Raw genomic sequence first — 18147 nt, forward strand, 5'->3', positions numbered from 1 at the left:
TGCATCGTTCGGACTATCACTGAATTCAATGAGGAATCCCATGCGCCTTATTCGCATGTTGTTTGTATCTGCACTGGCTTTTTCTGCGGTTTCGGCTCACGCCGATAGCAAGGACGTTACGCGCCTGACGCAGTTGCTTGAAACGTCGAAAACCCTATCTGCACGCTTCTCTCAGCTGACGCTAGACGGCAGTGGCACCCAGTTGCAGGAGACCGCCGGTGACATGGCACTGCAGCGCCCTGGCCTGTTCTACTGGCACACCGATGCGCCCCAAGAGCAATTGATGGTTTCCAACGGCAAAAAAGTCTCACTGTGGGATCCGGATTTGCAACAAGTGACCATCAAGACCTTGGATCAGCGCCTGACTCAAACCCCTGCGTTGCTGCTTTCCGGTGATGTGTCGAAAATCAGCGAAAGCTTCGATATCAGCGCTAAAGAAGCGGGTGGCGTGATTGATTTTATCCTCAAGCCCAAGACCAAGGACACGCTGTTCGACAGCCTGCGGCTGTCGTTCCGTAACGGCATGATCAATGACATGCAACTGGTCGACAGCGTCGGTCAGCGCACCAATATCTTGTTCACTGGCGTCAAGGCCAACCAATCGATTCCGGCGAGCAAGTTTGTGTTCGACATCCCGAAAGGCGCTGACGTCATTCAGGAATAAGAGGTTTCAAGCGCAGCCCATGGACTTGTTTCGAAGCGATCCGATTGCTCAACCCTTGGCTGCACGCCTGCGCGCGGCCAATCTTGATGAGTACGTCGGCCAAGAACACTTGCTGGCTCCCGGCAAGCCTCTGCGTGAGGCGCTGGAGCAGGGCGCGCTTCATTCGATGATTTTCTGGGGGCCACCAGGCGTGGGTAAAACCACGTTGGCGCGGCTGCTGGCGAAAGTCTCTGATGCGCACTTCGAGACAGTCTCGGCGGTCTTGGCTGGGGTGAAGGAAATTCGCCAGGCTGTTGAAATCGCTAAACAACAGGCCGGGCAATACGGGCGGCGCACCATCCTGTTCGTCGACGAAGTGCACCGTTTTAACAAGTCACAACAGGACGCGTTTCTGCCCTATGTTGAAGACGGTACGCTGATTTTTATTGGCGCTACCACCGAAAATCCATCCTTCGAATTGAACAACGCCTTATTGTCGCGCGCCCGAGTCTACGTGCTTAAAAGCCTGGACGAAGCGGCGCTGCACAAACTGGTTCAGCGCGCCCTGACCGAAGAGCGCGGTTTAGCCAAACATCAGCTGTCGCTGAGCGATGAAGGTTTCAAGATGCTGTTGGCCGCCGCCGACGGTGATGGCCGGCGCTTGCTCAATCTGCTGGAAAACGCCTCAGACCTGGCCGAAGACGGCGCCGAAATCAGCGTCGAGCTGCTGCAAAGCTTGCTCGGCGACAGCCGTCGTCGTTTCGATAAAGGCGGCGAAGCGTTCTACGATCAGATTTCGGCGCTGCATAAATCGATTCGTGGCTCAAACCCGGATGCTGCGTTGTATTGGTTCGCGCGCATGATCGATGGCGGCTGCGACCCGTTGTACCTGGCCCGGCGCGTGGTGCGCATGGCCAGTGAAGATATCGGCAATGCCGACCCGCGCGCGCTGACCCTTTGCTTGTCGGCGTGGGACGTGCAAGAGCGCTTGGGCAGCCCTGAAGGAGAGTTGGCCGTGGCCCAGGCCATCGTTTATCTCGCGTGTGCGCCAAAAAGCAACGCCGTGTACATGGGCTTCAAGGCCGCGATGCGTGAAGCCACTGAGCACGGCTCGCTGGAAGTCCCGCTGCATTTGCGTAACGCACCGACCAAACTGATGAAACAGCTCGGTTATGGCGAGGAGTATCGGTATGCCCACGATGAACCTGATGCCTATGCCGCTGGCGAAGACTACTTTCCAGACGACCTTGAGCCGCGTCAGTACTACCAGCCCGTCCCGCGAGGTCTTGAGTTGAAGATCGGAGAAAAGCTCAACCATCTGGCGACGCTAGACAAAGCCAGCCCGCGCAAACGGAGAAAGTAGTGATTCAAATGATTCTTGCGGTGTCCGTAGCCGGCATCGCTGGTACATTATTGCGCTTCGCTACGGGCAACTGGGTCAATGCTAACTGGCCACGCCACTTTTACGCGGCGACAATGGCCGTTAACTTGGTCGGCTGCCTTATCATTGGCATTCTGTACGGGCTGTTCTTGACCCGTCCTGAAGTACCCATCGAGATTCGTGCTGGCCTGATTGTCGGCTTTGTAGGTGGTCTGACGACCTTTTCATCCTTTTCACTGGATACGCTGCGCTTGCTTGAAAGCGGGCAAGTGCCACTGGCCCTGGGCTATGCGGGTATTAGCGTATTCGGCGGGCTACTTGCCACTTGGGCAGGCCTGTCCCTGACCAAACTTTGATAGACGAGAGAACGATATGCTCGATTCAAAACTGTTACGTACCCAACTTCAGGACGTAGCGGATCGCCTGGCGTCCCGTGGTTTCACCCTGGATATCGCCCGCATCGAAGCGCTGGAAGCCCAGCGCAAGACCGTCCAGACCCGTACTGAACAGTTGCAGTCCGAGCGTAATGCCCGATCCAAATCTATCGGCCAGGCTAAACAGCGGGGCGAAGACATCGCTCCACTAATGGCCGATGTGGACCGCATGGCCGATGAACTGGCTGCCGGCAAAATCGAACTGGACGCGATTCAGGTAGATCTGGATTCGATGTTACTGAGCATGCCGAACCTGCCGCACGAATCGGTGCCGTTGGGCGCTGACGAAAACGACAACGTCGAAGTTCGTCGTTGGGGCACTCCAACTGCTTTCGATTTCGAGATTCAGGATCACGTCGCGCTGGGCGAAAAATTCGGTTGGCTGGACTTTGAAACCGCGGCCAAGCTTTCTGGCGCACGTTTTGCGTTGTTACGTGGCCCGATTGCCCGTATGCACCGCGCGCTGGCGCAGTTCATGATCAATCTGCACGTTACCGACCACGGCTACGAAGAGGCTTACACGCCTTATCTGGTGCAGGCGCCTGCGTTGCAGGGCACCGGCCAATTGCCGAAATTCGAAGAAGATCTGTTCAAAATCACCCGCGAAGGTGAGGCCGATCTGTACCTGATTCCGACGGCGGAAGTGTCGCTGACCAATATCGTGTCTGGCGAGATTTTGGACCCCAAGCTGCTGCCGATGAAATTCGTCGCACACACCCCGTGCTTCCGCAGCGAAGCTGGCGCCTCGGGCCGCGACACCCGGGGAATGATCCGTCAGCACCAATTCGACAAGGTCGAGATGGTTCAGATCGTTCAGCCCGATCAATCGCAAGCTGCCTTGGAAAGCTTGACTGGTAACGCTGAACGCGTGTTGCAACTGCTGGAATTGCCATACCGCGTGCTGGCGCTGTGCACCGGCGACATGGGCTTTAGTGCAGTCAAGACTTACGACCTTGAAGTCTGGATTCCTAGCCAAGACAAATACCGTGAAATTTCGTCGTGTTCAAACTGCGGTGATTTTCAGGCACGACGCATGCAGGCACGCTGGCGCAACCCGGAAACCGGCAAGCCGGAACTTGTTCATACATTGAACGGTTCGGGTCTGGCTGTCGGTAGGACGCTGGTTGCCGTGCTGGAAAACTACCAACAGGCCGACGGTTCGATTCGGGTACCTGAGGTACTTAAGCCTTACATGGGTGGCCTTGAGGTCATCGGCTAAATGGAATTTCTACCGCTGTTTCATAACCTGCATGGCAGTCGCGTGCTGGTGGTGGGCGGGGGTGAAATTGCGTTACGCAAATCCCGCCTGCTCGCTGATGCCGGTGCAGTGTTACGGGTGGTTGCACCTGAAATAGAGGTGCAACTGCGCGAGTTGGTAGAGGGTGGCGGCGGCGAAGTGATTGTCCGTGGTTACGTTGAGAGTGATCTCGACGGCTGCGTGTTAATCATCGCAGCCACCGACGACGAGCCGCTCAACGCCCAGGTCTCCCGTGACTCCAAACGGCGTTGTGTGCCGGTCAATGTGGTGGATTCGCCAGCGTTATGCAGCGTGATTTTCCCGGCCATCGTTGATCGCTCGCCGTTGGTGATCGCGGTCTCCAGCGGTGGGGATGCGCCGGTTCTGGCGCGGTTGATTCGCGCCAAGCTGGAAACCTGGATTCCATCGACCTACGGTCAATTGGCTGGCCTCGCTGCGCGGTTTCGCAGTCAGGTAAAAAACCTGCTCCCGGATGTTCAGCAGCGTCGGGCGTTCTGGGAAGAGGTGTTTCAAGGGCCGATTGCTGATCGGCAGTTGGCCGGGCAAGGTGCAGAAGCCGAGCGTTTATTAGTTGCCAAGATCAACGGCGAAGTACCCAGCGCGGTGGGCGAGGTGTATCTGGTCGGTGCGGGTCCGGGCGATCCGGACTTGTTGACCTTTCGTGCCCTGCGATTGATGCAGCAAGCCGACGTGGTGCTGTACGACCGCTTGGTTGCGCCGGCGATTCTTGAGTTGTGCCGACGCGACGCCGAGCGGGTGTACGTGGGTAAACAGCGTGCCGATCACACATTGCCGCAAGACGAGATCAATCAGCAGCTGGTTGAACTGGCCAAACAAGGCAAGCGTGTTTTGCGCCTCAAGGGCGGCGATCCGTTTATTTTCGGACGCGGCGGCGAAGAAATCGAAGAGTTGGCGGCCCACGGCATACCGTTCCAAGTGGTGCCAGGCATTACCGCCGCCAGTGGTTGCGCGGCCTACGCCGGTATTCCGCTGACCCACCGTGATTATGCGCAGTCTGTGCGCTTCGTCACTGGGCACCTTAAAGACGGCAGCACCGACTTGCGTTGGAACGACTTGGTGGCACCGGCACAGACGTTGGTGTTTTACATGGGGCTGGTTGGGTTGCCGATTATCTGTGAGCAACTGATCAAGCATGGTCGCAGCGCCGACACTCCTGCCGCGCTGATCCAGCAAGGCACCACATCGAATCAGCGGGTGTTTACTGGCACGCTGGCGAACCTTCCGCAATTAGTGGCCGAGCATGAAGTTCATGCGCCGACACTGGTTATCGTGGGAGAGGTTGTTCAGCTGCGGGAAAAACTGAAATGGTTTGAAGGCGCTCAGTCGAAAATTTAACGATTGCGCGAAGACTCTGGTCACCCATTTCCGGTGATCAGGGTCTTTACCTCAACTGTTTAAGCGCCTGACCAAATGCCGCTGCCTTCAAGGCGTGCGCGATCATGGTTTGTGTGCAAGTTCAACGCTGGGCCTTTTGGCACGATCCCGGTGGGGTTGATGGTCTTGTGGCTCCCGTAGTAATGATTCTTGATGTGTTTGAAGTCCACGGTCTCAGCAACGCCCTCCCACTGATACAACTCCCGTAGCCAATTGCTCAGGTTCGGGTAGTCGGTAATGCGTCGTAAGTTGCATTTGAAGTGACCGTAATACACCGCATCAAAGCGAACGATGGTTGTGAACAGGCGTACATCGGCTTCAGTCAGATGCGCGCCAGCCAGATAGCGTTTTTGGCCCAGAAGCATTTCCAGGGTGTCCAATTCCGCGAACACCTCATCAAATGCTTGCTCATAAGCGCCTTGCGACGTTGCAAAGCCTGCGCGGTAAACGCCGTTGTTCACCGAGGGATAGATATGATTGTTTAGCTCGTCGATGTTGGCGCGCAGTGATTTCGGGTACAAGTCCAATCGATTGCCGGTCAATCCGTCAAACGCCGAATTAAACATGCGGATAATTTCCGAGGATTCATTGCTCACGATTCGCTGCTGTTGTTTGTCCCACAGCACCGGGACCGTTACCCGACCGGTGTAGTTGATGTCGTCTGCGGTGTAACGCTGATGGATAAACTCGAAACCGTCCAACTTGTCGCCGCTGGAGCCAAGGGTCTGGTCGAAGGTCCAGCCATTTTCCAGCATCAGCCAACTGACCACGGACACGTCAATCAAGCTTTCGAGGCCTTTTAGCTTGCGCACGATCAGTGTGCGATGTGCCCACGGGCAAGCGAGGGAAACGTACAAATGATAGCGACCGGCTTGCGCGGGGAAACCGCCTTCACCGCTAGGGCCGGCACTGCCATCTGAAGTGATCCAATTGCGACGTTGCGCTTCTTCGCGCTGAAACGCGCCGTCTTTGCTGCTTTGATGCCACTGGTCATGCCAGCGTCCGTCGATCAGAAGGCCCATGACAATCTCCTAAGCTGTTTTGCGTTGGAGATCAGTCTAAAGGCAATGCTTTGAGCAAATAATACAAAGCATCGACGGTTATGATCGGTTAAATCGATCGATCTCGGGCGTCCCAATATTTCTGAGCCAGCACGAATGCTTCATCCCGCGGTGTTCCAAGACCCCGTAAAGCCAGGGCGATGGTTGAAATCAGCGCGAGCTGCGGATAGCTGTCTTCAATCTCCCCGCGCCATAACGCCGTTAACTGTAAGGGGTCAAGGGTGGCCGGTTTGACGTGGCGTCGTGGTGCCAGTGCAGGCCATTCTTCATCCCAGCTTTGGCCACCAGTGGTGCCATACAGATGGCTGATGGTGTCGGGGTTCATTTCAACTTCACCGCCATCGCCTTTAATGACGATGGTGTTATCCCCCAACAGACCGCTGGCTTCGCGGTGCATCCCTTGGTAGCCGGGGTGGAAAATGCTTTGCAAGCCACAGCGTGCATCCAGTGGGTTGAGCACCCGCGCCAGCGAGTGAATCGGCGAACGCAGGCCCAACGTGTTGCGCAGGTCGATCATGCGCTGTAATTGCGGCGCCCAATCTCCCAGTGGAATAAACGCCAGGTTGTACTGCTCAAGCGCGGTCCCGACCGCTTGCCAATTGCGGCACAGCGGGATGCCCAGCAGGTCGAGCAACTGCTCGCTGTATAACCGCCCTGCGGTATGTGCGCCTCCACCGTGAAGCAATACCCGGACTCCGTTTTGTGCCAGGCATTTAGCCGCGAGCAGGTACCACGGCAGGTGACGTTTCTTGCCAGCGTAGGTTGGCCAGTCGATATCCACCTTGAGTGCCGGCGCGTGCAAGCGTTCGCGCACCGCTTCGGTGAAGCCTGCGAGTTCTTCCGCGCTTTCTTCTTTGTGACGCAATAGCATCAAGAAGGCACCAAGCTGAGTATCTTCGACTTTATCGTCGAGGAGCATGCCCATGGCTTCCCGGGCTTCTTCACGGGTCATGTCGCGGGCGCCACGTTTGCCTTTGCCGAGAATACGCACGAACGGGGCAAACGGGTGTTCGGCGGGGGTTTCAAGGGTCAGCGGGGCAAAGTCGGTCATATGCAATTCGTCGGTTTGGGCAGGCCCGCCAGCTTGGCGGCGAGTTTGGCGGGAGTGCCATTGAACAGGCGATTGAGGTGCATGCTGTTGCCCTTTTCAGGACCGAGCTTCAACGCCGTGTATTTGATCAGCGGGCGGGTGGCGGGTGATAGCTGGAACTCCGCATAAAACGCCCGCAGTAAGTGGAGAATTTCCCAATGATCGGTGTTAAGGGCAATGCCCTCTTGCTCGGCGATGGTAGTTGCCACTTCGCTGGACCAGTCATTGAGGTCTACAAGGAAACCATCCTTGTCCAACGCCACATGGTGTTCGGCGATCTGCAACTGTTTCATAGCCAGGTATTCACCTTGTCGAAGCGGATCGACAGCGCAACGAAGCCAGGATAATCGACGCTTTCGGCCCAGAGCGGTAACGCCAGATTCCGCGCAAGGAGGTCTTCTTCCAGCACAAACAGCTTGAGTGAAGCGCGGCGGGTCTCAAGCGCCTTGAATGGCGCAGAGTCCTGACTCAGCCCATAGGTTGCGTCGCCACACAGCAAAATGGCGTCCTTGGTGCCCAACAGCCGCAGGCAGCTCGTCAAGCGGCTGTCGGTAAACGGCGAGTGAGATAACACATGCAAAGTCGACATCAGAGCGTGATCACTTGGTCGTAGCGGTCAATGGTCGCCGACAGTTCCGGGCCGTGCAGCAGCGTCAGGTTTTCGATCGTCAACTCGTCGGGAAGTACGCCGCGCTCCGCGAGGCTGTCGCCACACGCGTAAATATCGTCGATGCCAAACAGCGAAAGGGCCTTCAAGTTGGCGGTCAGGTCTTTCTGCTGGAGTTGGGCGGCTTGTTGATTGGGTATCAGCTGAAACACACCGTCATCCATGAAGAGAAGGCCAATCGGCAAATCGAATGCGCCGCCTGCCAACACGATGTCCAGCGCTTCCCGCGCACCGGGGCCGGACCATGGCGCCTGACGGCTAATAACCAATAGTGATTTAGGCATTTCACGGTCCTCCGAAGCAGATCAGTCGGTCAGCTTCTTGCACTGCATCGTGCAGCTGGCCAAGCCCTGACAATGCCCACTGAGCTGGCAAGTTGGCGGCCGGTCGCTCGTAGCGTTGCGCTTCTTCTTCATTCAATACGCCGCGACGCAAGGCGGCGGCGATGCAGACCACGCCATCAAGTTGATGCTCGGTCACGAACTCGCGCCATAGGCGCGGCAGGTCGAGTTCATCCTGAGGCGTGACGATATTGCCCGATGCGCTGTGCACGCCGTCTTGATAGAAGAACAACCGTACAATCTCATGACCACCGGCCAGCGCCGCCTGAGCAAACAGCAAGGCGCGGCGGGAAGAGGGCACGTGGGCCGCAGAGAATAAGGCGATGGCAAACTTCATGTGTCAGCTCGGTCAACAAATCTGTGGCCATGATAAAGAGTTTGCGAACGGCAGGCAGCAAAAAGCCCGCTCGGCGGGCTTTTTGTTGGAGCTAAGCTTACTGAAGGTCAGCAGTGCATCAGTTTTTGCTGCTGCCCATCAGGCCAAATATTTGCAGTAGGCTGATGAACAGGTTGTAGATCGATACATACAGGCTGATGGTTGCCATGATGTAGTTACGTTCGCCGCCCTGAATGATGGCGCTGGTCTGAAACAGGATGCACACCGACGAGAACAGCACGAAGCCGGCGCTGATCGCCAATTGCAGACCGCTGATGTGGAAGAACATGCTCGCCAACGTGGCACCCAGCAGAACGAAGAAACCAGCGGTGATGAAGCCACCGAGGAAGCTCATGTCCTTGCGGGTGATCAATACGTAAGCAGACAAGCCGCCGAACACCAGGGCAGTCATCGCAAACGCCGAACTAACCACCTCAGCGCCGCCCTGCATACCCAGGTAACGATTGAGGATCGGGCCGAGCAGGTACCCCATGAAACCGGTCAAAGCGAAGGTCGAAACCAAGCCCCATGCCGAGTCACGTAATTTGTTGGTGAGGAAAAAGAGGCCATAAAAGCCGATCAGCACGACGAACACGTTAGGGTAAGGCACGTGATTCTGCTGAGCGATATAAGCCATCAGACCGCTGAAGGCGAGAGTGATAGCCAGAAGACCGTAGGTATTGCGCAGGACGCGGCTAATCTCTAGCTGATCGGCCTGCACGCCGTTGTTGACTGCGTAATCCTGTTCGCGCATGGCGAGACTCCCGGTGGTTGAAATGTTAAGACGCAAAGATCATAACAGAGGCATCGCTGCTGGCTAGCATCAGAGTTTGACAGTGTGTTTCATTCGGGTATTATGGCGCCCGCAACAGCAACGGAGGTGTGGCCGAGCGGTCTAAGGTAGCAGTCTTGAAGCCGCCGACCGTAACAGGTCGATGAGTCCTTATATCAGGTACTTCTCAGCTGCACGCCTGCGTTAAGCTACAGGTAATACGGGAAATTGGCAGAGCGGTTGAATGCACCGGTCTTGAAAACCGGCGAACGTTAATAGCGTTCCCAGGGTTCGAATCCCTGGTTTCCCGCCAAACATCAAAAAAATAAAGGGCTTAGAGATAATCTAAGCCCTTTTTTTGCCTGGAATTCGGGTGCTTCAAGTAGTTGACCCTACCAACGGCGGCACATAGGGCATTTAAATATCCCCTGAGGCAAGCGCATCGCGGGCGAAGCGGATTCGAAAGGCAATGCTTTAGCGGCCAATCCCATCTTATTTATCGAAAGAAATGTCGACATTGATCATGTGGTCGGCCATTTCGGAAAACATACGTTGCAGCTTCGCATTTAGGCCCGAGTCGTCTACCTGCTCGTTGATCGCCCGATGCATGCACAACATCCATTCATCGCGTTCGACAATACCGACCGCGTAGGGCGCATGTCGCATGCGCAGACGCGGGTGGCCACGCTCCTGCCGGAACAGTGGTGGCCCTCCAAGCCACCCGCTCAAAAATTTAAAAAGGCTGTCCGCGCTGCCCTTGAGACTTGGTGGGTGCATCCGACGCACTATTCGCGCCTCGGATAGCACTTCCATCAGCTCATAAAAACGGTCGACCAATTTATGGATACCTGCCTCACCCCCTAACTGGAGGTAAGCACTGGCGTTGTTCTCATGCTGGGAATTTAATAGTTCAGTCATGTCATCACTATTCAAAGTAAGAACTTTATCCAGCCGGCGAGGGCAAGCGCTGCAAGGCAGGTCCATCCTGAAAATAACCATCGCCAGACCGGCGCGCGCGGGACAAATCCCACCCCGTTTACAAAAGCCACGCTCATGGCTGCGAACAGCGCAGTTGCAAGAGCGTGGTCAGCTTTTCCATCTGCGGCTGCGATCAGAGGCGGATAAAGGGTGCAAGCCAGCATGATCGCCACGGCGATAATCAAACTCAGCACGTGTATGCGTGAGGTAGGTGGGACGTTAGCGACGTGGGTCATCGTGACTCTGCCTCATCGCTGTCTGTCCTGGCGCGACCAGCTTCGTTCTCGCCCCACATCGCGTTCAATATCGCCAGTAGCAATGCAAAACCGACTCCCAGCATCCAGGCGAAATACCACATAATTTTTTACTCCTTTGCTGGCACTAGTAGGCTGAGTGGTCGTTGGCTTTAATGTGCGCGATGGTCACCTTGCCCCGCATGACGCGATACGCCCATGAGGTATAAAGGATGATCAGTGGCATGAAAATCAATGCCGCCCAGAACATGATGGCAAGGCTAAGGTGGCTGGAAACGCTGTCCCAAACGGTCAGACTTGCAGCGGGCATTGACGATGACGGCATGATGAATGGAAACATTGAAACGCCTGCGGTGCTGATGACACCGGCGACAGCAAGCGATGACGCCACAAATGCTGAGAGAGTGCGGCGAACCATCAGCAGCATGGCTGCGCTCGCTGCGCCAGCCAAGCCCATCAAAGGTAACAGCCACAACAAAGGGTAGTGGCTATAGTTGGTCATCCAGGCACCCGCTTCGCGTACTACTGATTTACCGAGGATGTCGGGCAGTCCAGCCGTGTCAACCACTGAGGTAATGCGATAGCCATCGATCGACTGTAGCCAAATTCCGGCGATTACAAATGAGCAAGCCAGCACGATGGCCGCACCCACCGCACCCTTTACAGCCCTGGTCTGGATAACACCTTCAGTACGGTGTGCCAGATAGCTTGCGCCTTGCAGAGTAATCATTGCGCTACTGACAACGCCCGACAACAGTGCGAAGGGATTCAGCAACTGCCAGAAGCTGCCAGTGTAGGTTGATACCAAATAATCGTTGAACTGGAACGGTACTCCTTGCAGCAAATTCCCGAACGCGATCCCGAATACAAGTGGGGGTACTGTACCCCCCACGAATAGACCCCAATCCCAAGTGTTGCGCCACGTTGAATTTTGAATCTTGCTGCGATAATCGAAGCCGACGGGGCGGAAAAACAACGCCCAAAGAACCAGTATCATCGCCCAGTAAAAACCGCTGAACGCCGTTGCATAAACCACTGGCCATGCTGCAAATAACGCGCCGCCAGCAGTGATGAACCAGACCTGATTCCCATCCCAGTGTGGGCCGACAGTGTTTATAACGACGCGCCTCTCCATATCATTGCGGCCAACGAACGGCAGTAATGTACCGACCCCCATATCGTGGCCGTCCATAATGGCGAAGCCAATCAGCAGTACGCCTACCAGCGCCCACCAGATAATTTTCAGGGTGAAATAATCAAGCATGATGGCTTTCCTTCAAATTGGCGTCGTAGACATACCGGCCAGTTCCGAGACTGCCTGGACCTTGACGGGCGAACTTGACCATCAAGAACATCTCTACCACCAGCAGCGTGGTGTAGAAGACAATGAATCCTGCTAACGACCCGTATAAATTGTTGACGCCAAGCGTTGAGACACTCATGTGGGTTGGTAACACACCGTAGATAGTCCATGGCTGGCGGCCGTATTCGGCAACGAACCAGCCAAGTTCGCAGGAGATCCAAGGCGCTGGCAGCATGCAGAGCGCTAAACGCAATAACCAGCGGCGTTGCGTGCAGGTCGACTTCAACGTGCTCCAGAACGACAGCCCAAATAGCAGCAGCATCGCAAACCCTAGACCTACCATGATCCGAAATGCCCAAAACATAGGTGTAACGCGAGGCACGGTATCGTTGACGGCTTTATCTATGATGTCCGGTGTGGCCTGATTGACATCCTCGACATACTTCTTAAGCAGCAGGCCGAAACCGAGGTCTGCCTTATATTCTTCGAACACCTGCAGTGCAGCTGGATCACCGCGATGCTTGCGCAATGTTTCCAGCGCATTGACTGCAGTAATGCCGCGCAGGATGCGAGCCCGGTTTTTTTCCTTGATCTCATGGATACCAGGGATTTGCTTACTTACCGATCGGGTGCCAATCAACCCCATCAACCACGGCACTTCAACTTCCCAGTTATTCTTCGACTCGCCTTCGTTGATGCTGGCCAATAATGTCAGTCCGGCGGGTGCTGGTTTTGTTTCCCACATGGCCTCCATGGCCGCCATCTTAGTTTGCTGTGCCTCGCCCACCGTATAACCAGACTCATCACCCAAGACGATAACGCTTAACACTGACGCCAAGCCGAAGGCTGCCGCAACCCGAAAGCTTCGCTTTGCAAACTCGACATCTCGATTCTTAAGCAGATACCAACTTGAAATAGACAGCACAAACATTGAACCGGTGACGTATCCGGCCGAGACGGTATGCACAAACTTGGCCTGTGCAACTGGATTGAAAACCACTGCCCAGAAGTCAACCATCTCCATGCGCATGGTTAGATAGCTGAATTCAGAACCCACCGGATTTTGCATCCAGCCGTTGGCAATCAAAATCCACAGCGCTGAAAGGTTGGTCCCGATGGCCATTAGCAGGGTGACCAGAAAGTGGTGCTCCTTTTTTAATCGGTCCCAGCCAAAAAAGAATAAACCAATCATTGTTGATTCGAGGAAGAACGCCATCATGCCCTCGATCGCCAGCGGAGCACCGAAGATGTCGCCTACGTAGTGTGAGTAGTACGCCCAGTTGGTCCCGAACTGAAACTCCAGTGTAATACCGGTAGTCACGCCTAACGCAAAGTTGATACCGAACAGCTTGCCCCAGAATCGTGTCATGTCTTTCCAGATGACATTACCCGTCATCACGTAGACGCTTTCCATAATGACCAGCAGCCACACCATGCCAACGGTGAGAGGTACAAATAGAAAGTGGTACAGCGCTGTGGCTGCAAACTGCAGCCGTGACAATTCCACCAGATGTTCTGAAATCACTTGCTTGCCCCTTGAGTCGAGGTGGGTACGCCGAACCTTTCGCTGATGGTGTTCGAGTCAACGCTCACGCGCGATTCTCGGATGAACAGCCACCAAAGCACTGTTAGCACCACCAACTTGATTAGCACTGCTATTAGCAGATGGCGCCGTAGTCGTTTGTCGGAATTGGTCATGACTATGCAGTTAGCACGCGTCATGCCAAGAGGGAAATGTGATTTTTATCGTTTAATAACAATAACTTAAATGTTTCAGTATAAAGACCGGAGATACCTTGGCAGATTGAGATGCTGCCAATCTGCCATTGCGGCAGTGATTGGCAGCCATAGGCTGTCGTATAGTTAGGCCAGTCCTTGCTCTTTCAGTCGCCGATACAACGTACGTTCGCTAATGCCCAAATGCTTTGCAAGTTCGCTGCGGGTGCCTCTGAATGTGGCCAGTACATGTTTCAGCGTGCCGCTGTCGAAAGGAGCGGGAACAGAAACTTGGGCAGGTATCGAAGCTGACGCCACCGGTAGATGTACCGTGCGGATTACGCCGTCGTCGGCGAATAGACTGGCTCTCTCCAGCACGTTGCGTAGCTCGCGAATATTGCCCGGCCAGGCAAAGTGCTGCAGTTGCACAAGGGCATCAATGTCGATGGTCAGCCTGCGCCTACCAGGGCCTACCCGTTGCAGAAATGAATGAGTGAGCAAGCCAATGTCTTCGATTCGGTGGCGCAACGGCGGCAACTGAATCGGAAAAGCGCTGATGCGGTAGTACAAGTCCTGCCGGAACTCGCCTTTCTCCATCATTTTTTCCAGAGGCTTGTGAGTTGCTGCAATCAATCTAAAGTTAGCGTGCAAGGTCTCGACGCTGCCAACGCGGCGATAAGTGCCGGACTCGATCAAACGTAACAATTTCACCTGCATCGCCAGTGGAACGTCGCCTATCTCATCGAGAAATAACGTGCCGCCCTGAGCTGTTTCAACTAAGCCAGGCTTGCGAGTGGTGGCACCGGTGAACGCGCCTTTTTCATGTCCGAACAGTTCGCTTTCAAAGAGCGTTTCAGTCAGTCCCGAGCAATCGACCACCACAAACGGTCCAGCTGTGCGCTCGCTGGTTTCATGTACGGCGCGGGCGAATAGCTCCTTACCTGTGCCGGACTCTCCCAATAACAGTACCGGCAACATTGACGGTGCTACTCGCTGAAGTTCCGACAGGGCAAGGTTGAAAGCAGGTGACGATCCGACCAACCCCTCATTGCTGGGTCGCGCCGATGCGCTGCGGACCAGCTTAAGGCGTTCCACATAAGCGGTGATGACTCCCTTTACATCTAGAATCGGGCGTAGTTCGACTTCGACATGCTCGGGACCGCGTGGTGTGTGGTGAATGTGCAAAACTCGATCTGGGCCGCGCAACTCTTGCGCTTTTTTCATCGGACAATGCTCGCCGGCCTGATCGCAGGGAACATCGTAATGGTGCGAAATCTGATAGCACTTGTGGCCGATGAAGGGTTTATCAATGCTCCCGAACTGACGCAGATACGCGGTATTGGCAGCCAGGATGTTGTAGTCCGGATCAAGCACGATCATTGGATCTGCCTCGTGTTCAAGAAACGAGACAAGTGACTGTACTTGGTGCGGGTGTGGACCGTTTTGGGGAGGCCGGCTATTGGTCATCATGGCTCCAAGGGGATTGGCTCATACTGTTGTGGCAGTGCCACCTATGTCAACAAGCTGCCAATGGCAGTTTGTTAGAACTGCTGGAATACAGAGTTATCCCAATAAATAAATAAATATTTCAATAAAATCAATTAGATGAATTTACTACGAGCACTATTCCTAGTTGGCAGCTTTATTGCAATTGTCAGCCCTTGGTGCGAGCGACTCGGAAAGAGCCCCCCTAAGGAGACTGATCATGACCGCAAAACTTCACGTTGAAGGATTCTTCGATACTGCCACCCGTACTGTCAGCTATCTTGTGCTGGATCTACCTACTCGCCACTGCGCCTTAGTGGACAGCGTACTTAATTACGACTGTAAGTCAGGCCACACGGCTACTACGTCTGCAGATAAGTTGATTGCAAGGGTGGTCGAGCTAAATGCGAAGGTTAAATGGATACTTGAGACCCATGTGCATGCGGACCACCTTACGGCTGCGCCTTACCTAAAAGAAAAGCTCGGTGGCAAAACAGGTATTGGCAACCAAGTTGCGGCCGTGCAAGAAGTCTTTGGCGCTTTGTTCAACACAGGTAAGGAAATGGCTCGGGACGGAAGTCAGTTCGATCACCTGTTCATGAATGACGAGCCATTCTCCATTGGCACGTTGCAATGCCGAACGCTGCACACGCCAGGACACACACCGGCGTGCATGACGTATGTAATCAGCGACGGCAACGAAACGGTCGCATTCGTTGGCGATACCCTGTTCATGCCCGACTACGGTACGGCACGTTGTGATTTTCCCGGCGGTGACGCGCGCACGTTATTTCAGTCGATTAACAAGGTGCTGAGTCTGCCAGCCAACACCTTGTTGTACATGTGTCACGACTATCAACCCGACGACCGAGAGGTGCAATTTGTCAGCACCGTTGCTGACCAACGCGCCCACAACGTACATGTCCGTAACGGTATTAGTGAGGAGGCGTTTGTAACAATGCGCACCAAGCGCGATGCAATCATGGAGATGCCGACGCTGATCCTGCCATCGGTTCAGGTAAATATGCGAGCTGGACATTTTCCTGAAGCTGAAGCAAACGGCACACGCTATCTGAAAATCCCTCTTAACGTCGCCTGACTTCGCTCGCAAAAAAAAATCCATGAAAAATATGTAAACGCAGACACCTATGTTCATACGTCACCTCGTACCAAGACTATCGGTATCTGGACAGATTTCGTTAGGTCAGTCGGCAGAACTAAAAGACGTCGGTCTGCACAGGGTGTGTAACCATCGTGGAAGGCTGTAGGCGTGGGGCAGCAAGTAAACGCCGTGGAGGACGGGTGAAAACTCGCCGTTACAGAAAGCAGATTATCTGTTGCATCTGCATCTGCATCTGCATCTGCGCGGTTTGTGGTTATTCAAATCGGTTTAAACAATTTCGCGTCGGAGAAGCTTTGTGAATGTCGACTGGCTCAACTTTACTCCATGGTCATCCCTTGCAGGCGGCATATTAATTGGTTTGGCTGCAAGTCTATTTACTGTTGCCAATGGGCGTATTGCTGGTATCAGCGGCCTGATTGCGAATCTTTTACAGCGTGGTAGCGAGGGGGTGAGTGAAAAAGCGCTGTTTCTCCTCGGACTGCTCGTCGCACCGCTCTTATGGGAGTTGTTTACCGCCCTGCCACAGATGGAGTTTCAGACTGGTTGGTTCGGTCTTGTCGTCGCAGGCGCCTTGGTGGGGGTCGGCACCCGCTATGGATCGGGTTGTACGAGCGGCCATGGGGTGTGCGGGATATCGCGCCTTTCGCCGCGCTCAATGATCGCCACTGCGTGTTTCATGTTCAGTGGTTTTACTACGGTATTTTTTTTGCGTCATTTGTTCGGAGGCTAAATATGATCAAACTAACTGCGTTCATTGCCGGTCTGCTGTTTGGCTTCGGTCTGCTCTTGGGGGGCATGGCGAATCCTGGAAAGGTATTGGCGTTCTTAGATTTTACGGGTGCTTGGGACCCGTCCTTGGGCCTGGTCATGGTTGGGGCAATCGGTATAGCCATCGGCCCGCTTACTTGGGCGCGCCACCAATCCAGATCATTGCTAGGGAGACCAATGCAACTACCTGTAAAGCGGGAGTTGGACTCGCGGCTCATCGGCGGCAGCTTATTGTTTGGTATTGGCTGGGGGATTGCTGGTATCTGTCCTGGGCCTGCGGTGACAATGCTAATGACAGGTCGCTGGCAAATCGTCGTTTTCATACTAGCCATGCTGGTCGGCATGCTGTTATTTCGTGCGTTGGAAAAACGACCCAATCAGTGATCGCAAGATCACCCTAAAAGAAGGTGGGTGATGCGTAGTGTCGAAAGTGTGCTTGGGCAGGAGATGAAAATTGCAAGTTCTGCGGTTATGCAACCCAATCGCTCCCCTATTTGTTAGCGTATAAGATCAATCCAATGGGTTATTATTCTGCCTTATCCGGCCCGTTTAAACCCTAAGGATTCACTGTATGGAATCGTCACTGGAAACGGTTGCCCTTTTTTGCCTCAAGCTGGTGCATGAGAAGGAGGGCGACAGTCCGATTTTGCGTGAAGACACTGTGATGTGTGATTACCAAAAAGAGGTCTTCGGCTTGCTTGTTCGCAGAGGTGATGTCAAAGCGATACAACTTAAAGTGGCCGATTGCCTGCAGGTTGCGCTAAACGCTTTAGGGGGGGCTGATACGCCGCTCGGGAAAGAACTTCATAAACTCTCCGATAACGTCAGACGCGTTGAGACGATAGCCGCTTTGGATGCGCCATTGACAGTACTCAAGGATTATTTAAAAGAAGCTCAGTAGCCCTACCCTCGGCAGAAGCTTGGGATGAGTAAATCGTATCTAACTGCCAAAGGCCGTTCGAGGTAGTGCTCGTCATCAAAGCCGCTGCCTGGCAGCTAACATAGGGCCCGCAATTGCCTGTGAAAAGGTTTGTTACCCTCTGGCAGACTTCGACCGCAAACCCTGGGTCGCCTGCATTGACGCTTCGATGAAATGCCAACT

Annotated in this window: 23 protein-coding genes and 1 tRNA gene; 10 read left to right on the top strand and 14 right to left on the bottom strand. The window is 54.5% G+C overall.

Features of this window, described 5'->3' with window-relative positions:
• Positions 1 to 40 precede the first annotated feature (40 nt).
• From lolA to cysG, 5 genes are read left to right on the top strand one after another with little or no spacing between them, the layout of a single operon-like run.
• Entirely contained in the window at positions 41 to 664 is a 624-nt protein-coding gene (gene lolA / locus RGW60_RS03495; protein WP_322202179.1) for an outer membrane lipoprotein chaperone LolA, read from the top strand.
• 19 nt (positions 665 to 683) lie between these two features.
• Positions 684 to 2006 (top strand): replication-associated recombination protein A, encoded by a 1323-nt coding sequence (locus RGW60_RS03500; protein ID WP_322202181.1) that lies wholly within the window; start codon positions 684 to 686, stop codon positions 2004 to 2006.
• A complete protein-coding gene (crcB, locus tag RGW60_RS03505; RefSeq protein WP_322202183.1) occupies positions 2006 to 2380 on the top strand; it encodes a fluoride efflux transporter CrcB in 375 nt (124 codons plus the stop codon). Before RGW60_RS03500 ends, crcB begins: the two co-directional genes overlap by 1 nt.
• Before the next feature lie 16 nt (positions 2381 to 2396).
• Positions 2397 to 3677: a serine--tRNA ligase gene (gene serS / locus RGW60_RS03510; RefSeq protein ID WP_322202185.1), complete on the top strand. Its 1281-nt coding sequence runs from the start codon at positions 2397 to 2399 to the stop codon at positions 3675 to 3677.
• A complete protein-coding gene (gene cysG, locus RGW60_RS03515; protein ID WP_322202187.1) occupies positions 3678 to 5072 on the top strand; it encodes a siroheme synthase CysG in 1395 nt (464 codons plus the stop codon).
• A 59-nt stretch (positions 5073 to 5131) separates the two neighbouring features.
• On the opposite strand, the gene RGW60_RS03520 is transcribed toward cysG, so the two are convergent.
• The 7 genes from RGW60_RS03520 to RGW60_RS03550 all read right to left on the bottom strand — a co-directional run bounded on the left by RGW60_RS03520 (position 5132) and on the right by RGW60_RS03550 (position 9400).
• Positions 5132 to 6133 (bottom strand): glutathione S-transferase family protein, encoded by a 1002-nt coding sequence (locus tag RGW60_RS03520; protein ID WP_322202189.1) that lies wholly within the window; start codon positions 6131 to 6133, stop codon positions 5132 to 5134.
• Positions 6134 to 6221: 88 nt separating this feature from the next.
• The gene (locus RGW60_RS03525; protein WP_322202191.1) at positions 6222 to 7223 is read right to left on the bottom strand and encodes a glycosyl transferase family protein; all 1002 of its coding nucleotides are present in this window, start codon (positions 7221 to 7223) and stop codon (positions 6222 to 6224) included.
• Positions 7220 to 7555 carry a TusE/DsrC/DsvC family sulfur relay protein gene (locus RGW60_RS03530; RefSeq protein ID WP_322202193.1) on the bottom strand — a complete coding sequence of 112 codons (336 nt, stop codon included), beginning with the start codon at positions 7553 to 7555 and terminating at the stop codon, positions 7220 to 7222. The genes RGW60_RS03525 and RGW60_RS03530 overlap by 4 nt, the downstream gene beginning before the upstream one ends.
• Positions 7552 to 7851 (bottom strand): sulfurtransferase complex subunit TusB, encoded by a 300-nt coding sequence (gene tusB, locus RGW60_RS03535; RefSeq protein ID WP_322202195.1) that lies wholly within the window; start codon positions 7849 to 7851, stop codon positions 7552 to 7554. The genes RGW60_RS03530 and tusB overlap by 4 nt, the downstream gene beginning before the upstream one ends.
• Entirely contained in the window at positions 7851 to 8213 is a 363-nt protein-coding gene (gene tusC, locus RGW60_RS03540) for a sulfurtransferase complex subunit TusC (RefSeq protein WP_322202197.1), read from the bottom strand. The genes tusB and tusC overlap by 1 nt, the downstream gene beginning before the upstream one ends.
• 1 nt (position 8214) lies before the next feature.
• Complete coding sequence (tusD, locus tag RGW60_RS03545; RefSeq protein WP_322202200.1) at positions 8215 to 8607, bottom strand: sulfurtransferase complex subunit TusD; 393 nt, start codon at positions 8605 to 8607, stop codon at positions 8215 to 8217.
• Between the two features lie 118 nt (positions 8608 to 8725).
• Positions 8726 to 9400 carry a Bax inhibitor-1/YccA family protein gene (locus RGW60_RS03550; protein ID WP_322202202.1) on the bottom strand — a complete coding sequence of 225 codons (675 nt, stop codon included), beginning with the start codon at positions 9398 to 9400 and terminating at the stop codon, positions 8726 to 8728.
• Positions 9401 to 9640: 240 nt separating this feature from the next.
• Here RGW60_RS03550 and RGW60_RS03555 point away from each other — a divergent pair.
• Positions 9641 to 9731: transfer RNA gene (locus RGW60_RS03555), tRNA-Ser, on the top strand.
• A gap of 179 nt (positions 9732 to 9910) precedes the next feature.
• On the opposite strand, the gene RGW60_RS03560 is transcribed toward RGW60_RS03555, so the two are convergent.
• The 7 genes from RGW60_RS03560 to RGW60_RS03585 form a co-directional block, all read right to left on the bottom strand.
• Positions 9911 to 10336, bottom strand: coding sequence for a group II truncated hemoglobin (locus RGW60_RS03560; protein WP_322202204.1), 426 nt, complete (start codon positions 10334 to 10336; stop codon positions 9911 to 9913).
• 11 nt (positions 10337 to 10347) lie between these two features.
• Positions 10348 to 10632, bottom strand: a complete 285-nt coding sequence (locus RGW60_RS03565; protein ID WP_322202206.1) for a cyd operon YbgE family protein — start codon at positions 10630 to 10632, stop codon at positions 10348 to 10350.
• Complete coding sequence (gene cydX / locus RGW60_RS03570) at positions 10629 to 10754, bottom strand: cytochrome bd-I oxidase subunit CydX (protein ID WP_322202208.1); 126 nt, start codon at positions 10752 to 10754, stop codon at positions 10629 to 10631. Before cydX ends, RGW60_RS03565 begins: the two co-directional genes overlap by 4 nt.
• Positions 10755 to 10777: 23 nt before the next feature.
• Positions 10778 to 11914 carry a cytochrome d ubiquinol oxidase subunit II gene (cydB, locus tag RGW60_RS03575; RefSeq protein ID WP_322202210.1) on the bottom strand — a complete coding sequence of 379 codons (1137 nt, stop codon included), beginning with the start codon at positions 11912 to 11914 and terminating at the stop codon, positions 10778 to 10780.
• The gene (locus tag RGW60_RS03580) at positions 11907 to 13478 is read right to left on the bottom strand and encodes a cytochrome ubiquinol oxidase subunit I (RefSeq protein WP_322202212.1); all 1572 of its coding nucleotides are present in this window, start codon (positions 13476 to 13478) and stop codon (positions 11907 to 11909) included. Before RGW60_RS03580 ends, cydB begins: the two co-directional genes overlap by 8 nt.
• Positions 13475 to 13675, bottom strand: coding sequence for a cytochrome oxidase putative small subunit CydP (gene cydP / locus RGW60_RS23650; RefSeq protein ID WP_369124906.1), 201 nt, complete (start codon positions 13673 to 13675; stop codon positions 13475 to 13477). The genes RGW60_RS03580 and cydP overlap by 4 nt, the downstream gene beginning before the upstream one ends.
• A gap of 141 nt (positions 13676 to 13816) precedes the next feature.
• Entirely contained in the window at positions 13817 to 15136 is a 1320-nt protein-coding gene (locus RGW60_RS03585) for a sigma-54 interaction domain-containing protein (RefSeq protein ID WP_322202214.1), read from the bottom strand.
• A gap of 238 nt (positions 15137 to 15374) precedes the next feature.
• Here RGW60_RS03585 and RGW60_RS03590 point away from each other — a divergent pair, with 238 nt between their 5' ends.
• From RGW60_RS03590 to RGW60_RS03605, 4 genes are all read left to right on the top strand, one after another.
• A complete protein-coding gene (locus tag RGW60_RS03590; RefSeq protein ID WP_322202216.1) occupies positions 15375 to 16253 on the top strand; it encodes an MBL fold metallo-hydrolase in 879 nt (292 codons plus the stop codon).
• 319 nt (positions 16254 to 16572) lie between these two features.
• Positions 16573 to 17007 (top strand): YeeE/YedE family protein, encoded by a 435-nt coding sequence (locus RGW60_RS03595; RefSeq protein WP_322202218.1) that lies wholly within the window; start codon positions 16573 to 16575, stop codon positions 17005 to 17007.
• Between the two features lie 2 nt (positions 17008 to 17009).
• A complete protein-coding gene (locus RGW60_RS03600; protein ID WP_322202220.1) occupies positions 17010 to 17429 on the top strand; it encodes a DUF6691 family protein in 420 nt (139 codons plus the stop codon).
• Between the two features lie 187 nt (positions 17430 to 17616).
• A complete protein-coding gene (locus tag RGW60_RS03605; protein ID WP_322202222.1) occupies positions 17617 to 17946 on the top strand; it encodes a hypothetical protein in 330 nt (109 codons plus the stop codon).
• Positions 17947 to 18147 lie beyond the last annotated feature (201 nt).

This window comes from Pseudomonas sp. AB6, from assembly GCF_034314105.1.
In the GTDB taxonomy this organism is placed as follows: Bacteria; Pseudomonadota; Gammaproteobacteria; order Pseudomonadales; family Pseudomonadaceae; genus Aquipseudomonas.

Excerpts from the sequence above, each read along its gene's own strand:
- lolA (WP_322202179.1), top strand. The coding sequence starts at position 41 with ATGCGCCTTATTCGCATGTTGTTTGTATCTGCACTGGCTTTTTCTGCG.
- RGW60_RS03500 (WP_322202181.1), top strand. The coding sequence starts at position 684 with ATGGACTTGTTTCGAAGCGATCCGATTGCTCAACCCTTGGCTGCACGC.
- serS (WP_322202185.1), top strand. The coding sequence starts at position 2,397 with ATGCTCGATTCAAAACTGTTACGTACCCAACTTCAGGACGTAGCGGAT.
- cysG (WP_322202187.1), top strand. The coding sequence starts at position 3,678 with ATGGAATTTCTACCGCTGTTTCATAACCTGCATGGCAGTCGCGTGCTG.
- RGW60_RS03520 (WP_322202189.1), bottom strand. The coding sequence starts at position 6,133 with ATGGGCCTTCTGATCGACGGACGCTGGCATGACCAGTGGCATCAAAGC.
- RGW60_RS03525 (WP_322202191.1), bottom strand. The coding sequence starts at position 7,223 with ATGACCGACTTTGCCCCGCTGACCCTTGAAACCCCCGCCGAACACCCG.
- RGW60_RS03530 (WP_322202193.1), bottom strand. The coding sequence starts at position 7,555 with ATGAAACAGTTGCAGATCGCCGAACACCATGTGGCGTTGGACAAGGAT.
- tusB (WP_322202195.1), bottom strand. The coding sequence starts at position 7,851 with ATGTCGACTTTGCATGTGTTATCTCACTCGCCGTTTACCGACAGCCGC.
- tusC (WP_322202197.1), bottom strand. The coding sequence starts at position 8,213 with ATGCCTAAATCACTATTGGTTATTAGCCGTCAGGCGCCATGGTCCGGC.
- tusD (WP_322202200.1), bottom strand. The coding sequence starts at position 8,607 with ATGAAGTTTGCCATCGCCTTATTCTCTGCGGCCCACGTGCCCTCTTCC.
- RGW60_RS03550 (WP_322202202.1), bottom strand. The coding sequence starts at position 9,400 with ATGCGCGAACAGGATTACGCAGTCAACAACGGCGTGCAGGCCGATCAG.
- RGW60_RS03560 (WP_322202204.1), bottom strand. The coding sequence starts at position 10,336 with ATGACTGAACTATTAAATTCCCAGCATGAGAACAACGCCAGTGCTTAC.
- RGW60_RS03565 (WP_322202206.1), bottom strand. The coding sequence starts at position 10,632 with ATGACCCACGTCGCTAACGTCCCACCTACCTCACGCATACACGTGCTG.
- cydX (WP_322202208.1), bottom strand. The coding sequence starts at position 10,754 with ATGTGGTATTTCGCCTGGATGCTGGGAGTCGGTTTTGCATTGCTACTG.
- cydB (WP_322202210.1), bottom strand. The coding sequence starts at position 11,914 with ATGCTTGATTATTTCACCCTGAAAATTATCTGGTGGGCGCTGGTAGGC.
- cydP (WP_369124906.1), bottom strand. The coding sequence starts at position 13,675 with ATGACGCGTGCTAACTGCATAGTCATGACCAATTCCGACAAACGACTA.
- RGW60_RS03585 (WP_322202214.1), bottom strand. The coding sequence starts at position 15,136 with ATGACCAATAGCCGGCCTCCCCAAAACGGTCCACACCCGCACCAAGTA.
- RGW60_RS03590 (WP_322202216.1), top strand. The coding sequence starts at position 15,375 with ATGACCGCAAAACTTCACGTTGAAGGATTCTTCGATACTGCCACCCGT.
- RGW60_RS03600 (WP_322202220.1), top strand. The coding sequence starts at position 17,010 with ATGATCAAACTAACTGCGTTCATTGCCGGTCTGCTGTTTGGCTTCGGT.
- RGW60_RS03605 (WP_322202222.1), top strand. The coding sequence starts at position 17,617 with ATGGAATCGTCACTGGAAACGGTTGCCCTTTTTTGCCTCAAGCTGGTG.